This is a genomic window from Bartonella sp. AU18XJBT (genome assembly GCF_028618595.1).
GTDB lineage: Bacteria > Pseudomonadota > Alphaproteobacteria > Rhizobiales > Rhizobiaceae > Bartonella.
Genome location: NZ_JAQITE010000041.1, coordinates 1 through 10497 on the forward strand (window position 1 = coordinate 1; position 10497 = coordinate 10497).

9 protein-coding genes and 1 pseudogene are annotated in these 10497 nt (G+C 36.1%); all 10 read right to left on the minus strand.

The features are described from left to right. Window positions 1-306: 306 nt before the first annotated feature. The 10 genes and pseudogenes from PVV60_RS08490 to PVV60_RS08535 all read right to left on the minus strand — a co-directional run bounded on the left by PVV60_RS08490 (window position 307) and on the right by PVV60_RS08535 (window position 9513). The gene (locus PVV60_RS08490) at window positions 307-957 is read right to left on the minus strand and encodes an abortive infection family protein (protein WP_273724273.1); all 651 of its coding nucleotides are present in this window, start codon (window positions 955-957) and stop codon (window positions 307-309) included. A 66-nt stretch (window positions 958-1023) separates the two neighbouring features. After that, window positions 1024-1206, minus strand: a complete 183-nt coding sequence (locus PVV60_RS08495) for a hypothetical protein (RefSeq protein ID WP_273724275.1) — start codon at window positions 1204-1206, stop codon at window positions 1024-1026. Window positions 1207-2611: 1405 nt separating this feature from the next. Further along, window positions 2612-3977: pseudogene (locus tag PVV60_RS08500) on the minus strand (MFS transporter). Between the two features lie 600 nt (window positions 3978-4577). Continuing rightward, on the minus strand, window positions 4578-5294 hold the full coding sequence (locus tag PVV60_RS08505; RefSeq protein WP_273724279.1) for a hypothetical protein: 717 nt from the start codon (window positions 5292-5294) through the stop codon (window positions 4578-4580). Between the two features lie 326 nt (window positions 5295-5620). Continuing rightward, window positions 5621-6571, minus strand: coding sequence for a hypothetical protein (locus PVV60_RS08510; RefSeq protein ID WP_273724280.1), 951 nt, complete (start codon window positions 6569-6571; stop codon window positions 5621-5623). Between the two features lie 35 nt (window positions 6572-6606). Beyond that, entirely contained in the window at window positions 6607-7290 is a 684-nt protein-coding gene (locus tag PVV60_RS08515) for a DEAD/DEAH box helicase family protein (protein WP_342752793.1), read from the minus strand. Between the two features lie 41 nt (window positions 7291-7331). Next, the gene (locus PVV60_RS08520; RefSeq protein ID WP_273724282.1) at window positions 7332-7568 is read right to left on the minus strand and encodes a hypothetical protein; all 237 of its coding nucleotides are present in this window, start codon (window positions 7566-7568) and stop codon (window positions 7332-7334) included. Window positions 7569-7579: 11 nt separating this feature from the next. Continuing rightward, the gene (locus tag PVV60_RS08525; RefSeq protein ID WP_273724284.1) at window positions 7580-8527 is read right to left on the minus strand and encodes a DNA methyltransferase; all 948 of its coding nucleotides are present in this window, start codon (window positions 8525-8527) and stop codon (window positions 7580-7582) included. 173 nt (window positions 8528-8700) lie between these two features. Further along, complete coding sequence (locus tag PVV60_RS08530) at window positions 8701-9048, minus strand: DNA methyltransferase (protein WP_273724286.1); 348 nt, start codon at window positions 9046-9048, stop codon at window positions 8701-8703. A gap of 93 nt (window positions 9049-9141) precedes the next feature. Beyond that, entirely contained in the window at window positions 9142-9513 is a 372-nt protein-coding gene (locus PVV60_RS08535) for a hypothetical protein (RefSeq protein ID WP_273724287.1), read from the minus strand. Window positions 9514-10497: the final 984 nt, after the last annotated feature.

The window sequence follows — 10497 nt, forward strand, 5'->3', positions numbered from 1 at the left end:
AAAAAAGGATTTTATTTTTTCAGAGCTTGAGGTGCGAATAAATTGAGATTTCCGCATAAAGCAAACATGGAAAAATTGTGATTTATGGATAATGTCTTTTATCAGATAAGAGGATGAGAGGATGATAAAGAAGTGGAGCCTAGCAACGCGGGGAAGAGGAGAGCTATAGGGCGGTGTGATTACTCATTCTGTCGTGCTATAGAAATAAGGATATAGGCAGCGACCACCCCTTTAATGCTTTTTAGGCATTTAAAATGGCACGAGAAAATGCTGGTAATCGTGATATGTTTTTTCTAAAGTTTTTTATTATGGCTGATCCATGAGCTCTAAGATATAAATTGAGAGGGAATGTGCCGCATTAAAAGTTAAGCGCGCATGGCGAGGTTTGAGATTGATTAGTTCCAAATCTTTTTCTGAGCGGCCGTGCGCTGCACCTTTCTTGTTTCTTAAATTCATAGTACCATGCACAACTTGATACAGACCGGATGTGATCATTTTTAAGTCTTTTTCATCTAGATCTTGATTTTTTAAGTTTTCTTGCTTCATATCTTCGGGATGGATCTTAGCTTTCTTAACGACTTTTTCCCATAAAGCGGGCAGATTATTACGGGCGTTTTCTGCACATGGGATAGAATGGTGGTCGAGATAAGCTTTGCAAGAGGCTTCCAACAGATTTGCTGCAAATAGAACTGCCTCTCTTGGATCTTTTTCTATGTTTTCTAATGCTCTATTTATTTCGATTTCTACTGCTGAAAGTCCTTTCTCTGCAATACGTTTTTGTAGCTCTTTTATAGAAAGAAGACCTGCTTTGATAATATACCCTCCACGCTGATATTCCAATCCATCTTTCTTTAACGTTTCTAAAACTGTATGTTTATCTTTTTGTAACTGTAAAATTTTTTTATATAATGGTGAATTTAATCCGCTTGGGTTTGGGTCATAATATTCTTTTTCCAAAAGATCTCCAAGCAAGTTACCAAGGACTTCAAGCGGTTCATTGCATTCCACATTTATTGCACGTAGCTATGCTTTAACTTTTTCGGGTTTTGAACCTACTGGAATTTCAGGAGGAGAAAACGATGCAATAAACAAGTCATCTAACTCGTTATGCGTATAATGGTATGCAAACATTGGAGGGAGAAGTCCAATGATTGCAGGGGGGATTTTGTTTTTCTGAGATATTTTTTGCGGAGATGATAATTGCATTTTATATCTTTATAATATCAAAAAGTGGTGTGTGGAGTGGTTTTTAGAGTATGATTTTATTGCTTAACCTTGCATAGAAAGTAGCGCAACAATTTTGTGGCTTATATAAGATTTGTGAAAGAGAAATGCCATATTGTGTTTTATTTTTTCCCTTTCATTGTTATAACAGTGAAGGGGGGAAGGGGGTGGATAATGTGTGATAATACGAAAAATATAGAATGAGAACAGAAGTATAATTTTGTATTATCGTAACTGCAATAACATTCTTTATTGGCAGATTGTTTATTGGAGAGAAGAAAGTAGGCAATGCGCATAATCTCTGACATGACAATAAGGAAGATTTTGTGACAAGAATTTCAACAATGGTATGTTACTAAATGTTGCGTATGTTTTTGCTTGTTAGAAAGAGCAGATGGGGCTCTTTGTTCGCATAACCGGTAGAGAGAACAAGTGGGCAGGGGATCGGTTTAGCAATTTCGTTTATCTCCAAGCTTACGGTCTTCTATAAAAAGGCTGTTTTCATGATATCCGCTGTTCATCTTGCATACTTGGTAGGTGAAAATATACACGTTTATCGTGTCTGTAGGGGAGCTTGAAGCAATGAAACTAGGCGTAAGTGTTCTGAAAAGCTTCTTTTGTCCGTAAAATTTACAAGAAAAATTTAAAGGCGGGGAAATTTTTAGCAAATCTCAGAGTACACTGTAAAAATCAAGAAACAGCCCTTTTAGAGATGGTTTGGGGTTTGTCATCATGCATTATGATTTTCAATGTTTTAAAAAATTCCCTCTCAATGAGAGAAGGTTTTTTTATTAAAGCGGGGTAGATTCGTTATGACAGTTCACAATGAAATAGAGAGAGATTCTGCTTTACCAGTTGTTTTTGTCGCTTCAGCTTCATTTGAACCTATTGTGATTATGAAAGCATAGCGATTCAATGAGCTTGAAATGGGATGTATAACATTATCAAGTTTGCAGTGCGGTGCGATTTTCTACATTGTGATGCGTGGTAGAAGATGATTAGCATTTAGGGCGTGTGCGGGTTCTATATTCTATGCTGGTGCTGTAGGGGTTTCTGTTAGTGCGTTTATGGGACTATTCCGCATTGAAACGTGTGCTTAATTTCGTGGATACTTGCAAAGATAACAACAGAGAATTCCATATTTCAAGAGGTTTTGAGAGGTGTCCAAGAGCACAAAGGAAGCATGACGTTGATAAACACCGCATGTTACTGGAGATGGACAAATTTTAGAGCTTAAGAAGCCTGTCGGTTTAGTGGCCTTTCATAAAAATAATGAAGGCTTGGGGCTAAGGTCTCAGTGTTGTTGGTTTCTCGAAAAGTGGTAAACTGCTCTATGATCTTATATGCCATTGCAAATGTTATTGAGAAGGCGTTCAAACGAAACATATCATAAATCGGAGCCTTTCTCTTTATGCGATAAGGAGAGTGCGAGGCAAAACAGTAAAAATGCAGCGATAGAGAATATGAAGAATATGATATATGTTTGGTTTAAGGACAGATATTCTTCTGTCAGCGAATGGATCAAAAAGCCAGCGAATATACCCCCCCAAGGCTCCACCTATTTGCTGTAATATGCGTGTGATAACGGCCGTATCTTTGACGTATAAACTATTGACATATTGAATGGGGGCAGAAAGGCAGACAATGGTGGTGATGCCAAGTCCTATGCCTCTTAGCAAAAATCCTAGCCCATCCATGCTTATATTATAGCCAAAGCATAATAGCCCAAAGCTTGATATCACTAAACCAATTCCTATCATGAAAAAGGGAGATTTTTCTTTCCATTTCTGGTAAATAAATTTCCTTCCGATCCATGCACCTACCCCTTGCAGAGCTAGGACTGTGCCGATGATGAGAAGGCTATTTTCATGGGCTTGTTCCATGGCAACGGCTAGTGGGAAATAAACGAGGAAGCTATAAAAAAGAAATGAAGCAATAAGCCCCATGACCATCAGCAATGTGTAGCGCGCATTTTGAAATCCACTAAAGACGATTAATTTGTTTTTTGCTTTCTGATTAGAAACAATGAATACTATGAGAGATATCACCGCTATAAGTGCTAGGATATATAAGTGATTTTTGTTCTTTATATTTCTGGCTTCTGTGAGATAGAAAAACGAAATAAGCGATATGGAAAACGCTAAAAATGCAAATAAGTTAAATTTTGTTTTTGTTGTTTCGTTGCTCTTTAAATGTTTAACTCCAATGGTGAGCGCCAATAAAATGAGCGGAATATTGATAAAAAATAACAAACGCCAAGACACATACTGAGCAAGAGAGGCGCCTACCAGCGGACCAAAGGCAGGAGCAAAAACCGTTGGTACAGCTATGGTGCCCATGGCTTGGCGCACCCGTGTCTGTCCGAATTGTAATGCAATGATGGTTTGGCTAAGGGGTAGCAAAAGACCTGTCCCAAAACCTTGAACGATACGGGCAGATATAATGGTTGGAAAATCATAGCTTAATCCTACCCCCAGTGATCCAAGCATAAAAATGAAGCTTGCAAGAAACCAAGTCTTTTTGATCCCTATTCTCCCCTGAACAAAAGCGGACATAAGCAGCCCTGGCACGGTGGCAAGAAAATAGGATGTTACAACCCATTGTATATTATTTTCCCCCACTGAAAGATAATGCGCAAGGTTAGGAAGGATGACGTTGACAATGCTTCCGTCCAGCAAGGGAAGTATGCTGGAAATAATGACGGTATATATGACATACTTTTCTGATTTTGTATAGGAATCTACCTCTTGCATTGTTATGCCCCCTGTTGATATTCTTTAACATATTGGTTCTGCTCTATAAATCACAGGCTTTGAGAATGAACACGCGTTTGTGATGTCTGCGGTTTTGGTATTGGAATGAATGTGATTGGAAGTGCTGATGGTTCGCAAATGCTTTTCTTGTGTATAAACCCCTTTTCCTTCAAAATGAAGTCATCAGTTAAGCTAATTTTGATGACTTTATCGAGGAGTCTGTTTGCTGTCAATTCACTTTGCATGAGAGAAAAAGCAGAATTTAAACGAGACGTGCATGCCTGCTCCATTTGCATTTATTATTTAACATGGAAAATGTTAAAATCTTTATAAATCAACGTATTGATTTATAAATCAAATGTTTGTTTATATATCATTTTTTATGATTAAATGATTGTTTGGGTGTCAAATGTATTTTCAATAGTTTATAATTTTCTTTTCTTAAATGTGCAGACCTTTTTGGAAAATGTTCGACAATCTCTTAATCGTTTAATAAAAATTAAAATCGGTTATAGGGAAGAGCTTGTAAATTATAGAGCAGGAAAACGTTGCATTTTATAAATAACAGCGGAGGGCTGTTTTCATAGTCCAAACATTTTTTCAAGTTGTTATGGTATCTTTTTGAAGGGCTTGATCGATAAAAGTTTCATAATTATCAGAAACAATATATTGGGTGTTTTCTCCTAAAGCTTTGAAATGTTCGCGACCGCAATGGATTTTTGCTTTTTCAAGGTCACGCAACATGTCTTCAAAAATACTTCCTTTGCTTTCCACAACAAAATACAGTTTTTCTTGCCCATCTTGCTCGAATAATACAGCCCAATCTGGGGTATATGATCCAAGAGGTGTATCAATTTTAAACCATTCAGGCAGTTTCGCATAAACTTTAATCTCATCGTTTTTTTCAAACGATTGTGCAAAACTGAACTCAATATCTGAATCATAAATAACATGGTCATAAGTTGATTTATCAGTTTTTGTCATATTTTTGTTCAAATAGCCAATGAGCTCTTCATGTTCAAAAAGCTTTTGTGCATAAAAATATTTATCACCAATTTTTTGATATTTGATACCATCAACTATAAAACGTTGCATTTCACGCTTGATAAGCTTTTTTACCTCGTCAATGAATTTTTGAGGATTATTTTTGAAATCATTCAGTCGTCCGCTCTCGAGTAATATGCTTAGAATGGACCGCCTTTTTAAATTTGTTTCATTTTGAAGATAGCTTAAAATATCTGGAATTTGATAATCACGTACATCGTATATATGCGTGCTTTTCTGATTTTCAGTTACACTGATACCACCTTTGCTCATTTCAGTTTTTGCGCGTGTGTAATTGAATTTTGTTTTGCCGACAATGAGATTATCCCGAAGGCTTTGGGCACACCTTTTAATGAGTTCATTTGAATTAAATTCTACATTGTAGACGGTTTTATATTTAATACGATCCCATATTTTTTTGAATTCAGGACTATTAAAAACAGCTTTATTTAGGCGTACCGTACGTTTATCCTCATTATTTTTAATATTAAGCCCACCTGCAATTTTTTTAAGAATAGCTGTAATCGCCCCTCTTTGCGCTTCAAATTGTTTGGGAAGTGTAAGATTATTTTCTTTCAGGGCTTTTTTGAGTTCGTTTGTTATTTTACTGTAGCTGTTTCTATTCCGAGTTGATCAATATATTGCTTTTCTAAGAGAGTATTCCAGATGGTTTCAGAGGCTTGTGCTCCGAGAAATGCTTGTTCTCCATTTTCTTTCTCAATGATGATATTGGCAAAGCTGTGCTTTTCAATAATGCCAAAACGTAAACCTTCTTCTTTTTCTATTTCTTTTTGTAGATCATCAACAAAAGTTTCGTAGGATTCATTGGCCATAACGGTTAGTGTGTTAATCTCAAAACCGTAGACACGCTCTCCATCCTGATTAACAGCGATACGAAGTCCGCGCCCAATTTCTTGACGTTTTTTTATGGCAGATTTGGTTTCATTGAGTGTACAAATCTGGAAGACGTTAGGATTATCCCAGCCTTCTTTGAGAGCGGAGTGAGAGAAAATAAACTTTAACTTGGAATCAAAGCTAAGAAGTTTTTCCTTATCCTTCATGATAAGGCTATAAGTATTTTCATCAGATTTTGTAAAACCGTTGGTATCTTTAAAGCCATTCTTATCACCAGAAAAATAGCCATTATGAACCTGTGTGGGGAGACTATCGATATCCATTTCAGAAAAAAGCGTATGGTATTTGGGCTTGTTAATTGCTTTTGCATATTCTTCTTCAAAAATGATAGCGTATTTTCCTTTTTGTCTTGGTGCTGTGTAATCCCGATAATTCGCTACTTTATCAATGAAAAAGAGACTAAGAACCTTAATTCCCATTGGGGTGAGTTTTAGCTCTTTATCTAGATGTTCTTCTATCGTTTTGCGGATTTGTAGCCTCTTGTACTCATCCTCATTTACATCACCAATCACATGGTTTAGACGAATGATATCTGGCTTGCTGGTGAAGTCGATATATTCATTGCCTTCTTCACAATAAATATCATTGACAACGTAGCCATCATAAAGAGAGCGTCCTCCTGAAAGCCTAAACAAGTCATCTCCTTGTTTTACCCATTTTTCAGTGCGTTTTACCGTGTTTTTTTCTGAATATCCAATTCAATTTTGGCGCGGTGTCCCTCCTTATTATCAACGGACAGAAGCTTGATATACGCTTTGTTATGCCCATCCTTTACTTCAATAGAGGCGACTTCAATCTGCTTTACAAGCTTTTGTTCATAAGCATCAATAGAATCTAGTTTATACAGCATGTTGTGTTTATCAAGATGTGTCGCTGAGTATCTGAATATGCAGAGCGGATTAAGAGATTTGATTGCCTCTCCTGATTTGGCGGTTGTGTCTACACTTTGCGGTTCATCAATAATCACGATTGGTTGAGTGGATTTTATAAAATCAATTGGTATGCCTTGCATTTTGTCATTCCAGCGATGGATGATATTTGCACTGGTTTCTATTGAAGGATCTGTAAAACTTTTGCGGAAAGCATCAATATTGATCACCATAATTTGGATATAATCATTGTGTGCAAAACTGCGAACTTGTTCTAATCGATTGGAGGTATAAATAAAGTAGTCAAAAGGGGTGTTCTCATATTGCTCTCTAAAATGTGCGGTTGTCATTTCAAGTGTTTTAAAGACTCCTTCTTTAATTGCAATGCTGGGAACAACAATAATGAATTTTGAAAAACCATAGTGTTTATTCATTTCAAAAATAGAGCGTAGATATACGTAGGTTTTCCCCGTTCCGGTTTCCATTTCAATGGCAAAGTCAAGGCTTTGTAGTTCTTTTGTTTGCTTTAAACCATTAAGGAGCTGAATATTTTGAACGTTTTTAATATTTCTACAGACGAAAGACGTAAGCGGTTACCACAACCTATATCGTTTTGCTGTGTTAAGTGTGCTTCCAATTCATTTTTGGTTAATGAAGGCATGAAAAACAAGGCTTTATCAAGTTCTTGACCTTTAAAAACGCCTACAACAGCTTCCCATGCGCGACGTTGATGATGTTGATTGGGGTCAAATTTAATTTTCATTGCTGTCTTCTCTACAAGCTCTTGATATCAGTAATGCCATAACGTTTTAGACACATGAGAGCGTTGGTTTTAACGACATCATCCTTAAAGCTATTATCTTTGAAAACAACATGTGTGGTTTCGGATTGTAGTTTTTCTTTAAGCAAACCAATGCCATTAACGACATTGATGTCAATATCGTCATCTAAGCACACTATTAAAGTGCCAAGTCCAATGATATAGATGGTTTTTTCTGCAATGATATGTGTTTTAATGGACACAGAGAGATCAAGTCCATATTTGAGAAGAATTTCATAAAGAAGGTCTTCATTGGAACGGTCCTGTTTGAGATGATCAACAGCGTTGAGAAGATCTTTATCAAGTGTATCGAAGCTTGCTTCCCAGTGCTTTATGTTTGAACTATCAAGCTTGAAAACGTTAAAGCCTATGTCAATGTCACTATTGGCATTTAAATCCCGTTTTTGGCATTGTTTTTCTTTGATTTTTTTCCCAGCGCGGCGCAGGCGCTCTTTGGATATTTCTGCAATGTTTTTATAGCCAGCTTTGAAAGCTTCCGATTTTACGTCTGTAAGCTCGGGCAGTTGCACAGAAATACAACGGCGCTTGCCACCATCTTCGGCATTCAATTGCATCACTGCATGGGCTGTTGTGCCAGAACCTGCAAAAAAGTCAAGGATGAGATCATCTTGCTTTGTAGAAATATGTTTAATTAAAAAATGTAGTAAGGCTCTAGGCTTGGGATATTCAATTAATTTGTGCCCGAATAATTCTCTAATTTCGTCAGACCCCCGTTTTGTGTTGCCAATATTAGCCGGCAATACTGTTTTCGGATGCACTGTTCCCCGTTCTTTTTCATAAAATAAAATTCCTTGAGAATTAAAATAGAACTGGATAATTTTTTGTCCTTTACTATCAATTGTTTTTTTCCCTTTGAGCCAAGAGAGTAGTTGATTTTTCATCGCCCAACCTGCCTTGATACTTACATCTTCGGCTAGGATACCATCAGTAAATCGTAATTTTCCAGCGGTAACATATTGTTTTTCAGACTGTCCAAGCTCGTCTGCAAACTCTGCATTTTTTCCAGAAAATCCAATACTTCCTTTAGGAAAAGTGATAGTACTTGCAGGATTCTCTAGAGATATTTTTTTAATGCGCCGTGCTTGATAACTCCTCCACTTAAATCAGAAAAATAGTCTAGAGAACGTTTATTTTTCGCATAGGCAAGAACATATTCGTGTGCTCTCGTAAAATGACCAGCTTGCGGGCCACTCGAAAAATTCCATATCAATTCTGCTAGGCAATTTTCTTCGCCAAAGATCTCATCACATAATTTACGTAGATTATGTACTTCATTATCATCAATGGAAATAAAAATAACACCATCATCACGAAGCAAGTTGCGTGCAAGTTTGAGGCGTGGGTACATCATATTCAGCCAATTGGTATGGTAGCGACCGGCACTGCTGGAATTTGTTCCCATTTTTTGCCTTCGTCATCCAATTGTCCTGTCATTTCAAGATAATTTTGCACGCCATCTTTAAAGTCATCTTTATAAACAAAGTCATTACCGGTATTATAGGGGGGGATCGATATAAATCATTTTGACTTGGCGATGATATGATTTTTGTAAAAGTTTTAAAACTTCAAGATTGTCACCTTCAATGAATAGATTTTGTGTGGTGTCCCAATCCACACTTTCTTGTTTACAAGGGCGGAGTGTTCCTGTACTTGACGTTTGTGCAAGACGACTTGCTGCACGTTTCCCATGCCATGTGAAATTATAATGGTCTTCGTCCTTAACCAAGTAATTTCCTAAAAGCTCTTGTAGTTGGTCAAATTTAATTTTTCCTTCTGAAAATACTTCAAGGAACAGTTGTTTCATCTGTTTAATATTTTGTTCCACGATATTCATGCTTTTGCCGTCTAGCTTTTTCATATTGCTCACGTACTTTTTATTGCTTTTTAAAGTTGTGATGAGTACTTTGTGGTTTTTTGCATATTATTTTATAAAACAATTTGCTTTTATATTTATTAAAAATGCATTTTTATTTTATTTTTTCGTATAATTAGCCAATGAAGTTTTTGCTCTAATGTCGCAATTTGTAAAAGACTATTTTGGTAATTCAATATGAAATTTTTTATGTCGGTTTCTTGCATTGAAAGTAATGGTACGATTTTTGATATCTCTATAAAAATATTTACAAAAAAATTTTAATAACGCATGATTATAGAATTTTCTTGTCCTTTGTTTGAAGCATGAAAGTTACCCCGTTGTTTATCCATAGATTTTGGGTTTATTATTTATTTGATACATTTAATCTAGAATGCAAATTGTGTTCGTATACTCAAACTAAAGTACTGATATTGAAGCGGTGAGAGTGTTACTTTGTTGAGAATAGATAATTTTGTAGGCTGGTATTCCCTTTAGATCAGAGGAATTTCAACTTATTTTCTCATATTGTGCGTGGATGAAATGTTAACCGCATAATGCTCCCTCTTACATGAAATGTGAGATTGACATAGTTTCCATATTGAGAAAAGTTGTTGATCGTAGAGGAATATTTTTCTGCGAAATTCATTTGGTTTAAATGGTAAAAATAGAGCAATAGTCGCACATTTGTTATGCTGTAACGTATATATGATCGATGGAGTCAACACTTTATTTAAGAATTTTTTTTAGAAAAGACATAAAAAAATAGAATTATTGAAAAAATCTTTTATTTTTAAGCTTTTCTCTCACGCTTATAAAAGCTACAGGTGGATTTCGAAAATTCTGGTTGTGTTGAAAAGCATGAAAAATCAAGAAAATTTCACAAAAAAGCTGCACTATGCATGCAGCTTTTTATGTGTTTGCTTTAGAGGTAGAGGTTTTAAAGTATGAAAGTATCCTTACGGCTTCTGTAACCATAATATCCAAACACACTGGAAA

Bases quoted from the DNA above. Each gene is read 5' to 3' on its own strand.
- PVV60_RS08530 (WP_273724286.1), bottom strand. From the start codon at position 9,048: ATGGGAACAAATTCCAGCAGTGCCGGTCGCTACCATACCAATTGGCTG.
- PVV60_RS08505 (WP_273724279.1), bottom strand. From the start codon at position 5,294: ATGAGCAAAGGTGGTATCAGTGTAACTGAAAATCAGAAAAGCACGCAT.
- PVV60_RS08525 (WP_273724284.1), bottom strand. From the start codon at position 8,527: ATGAAAAATCAACTACTCTCTTGGCTCAAAGGGAAAAAAACAATTGAT.
- PVV60_RS08495 (WP_273724275.1), bottom strand. From the start codon at position 1,206: ATGCAATTATCATCTCCGCAAAAAATATCTCAGAAAAACAAAATCCCC.
- PVV60_RS08520 (WP_273724282.1), bottom strand. From the start codon at position 7,568: ATGAAAATTAAATTTGACCCCAATCAACATCATCAACGTCGCGCATGG.
- PVV60_RS08515 (WP_342752793.1), bottom strand. From the start codon at position 7,290: ATGGAAACCGGAACGGGGAAAACCTACGTATATCTACGCTCTATTTTT.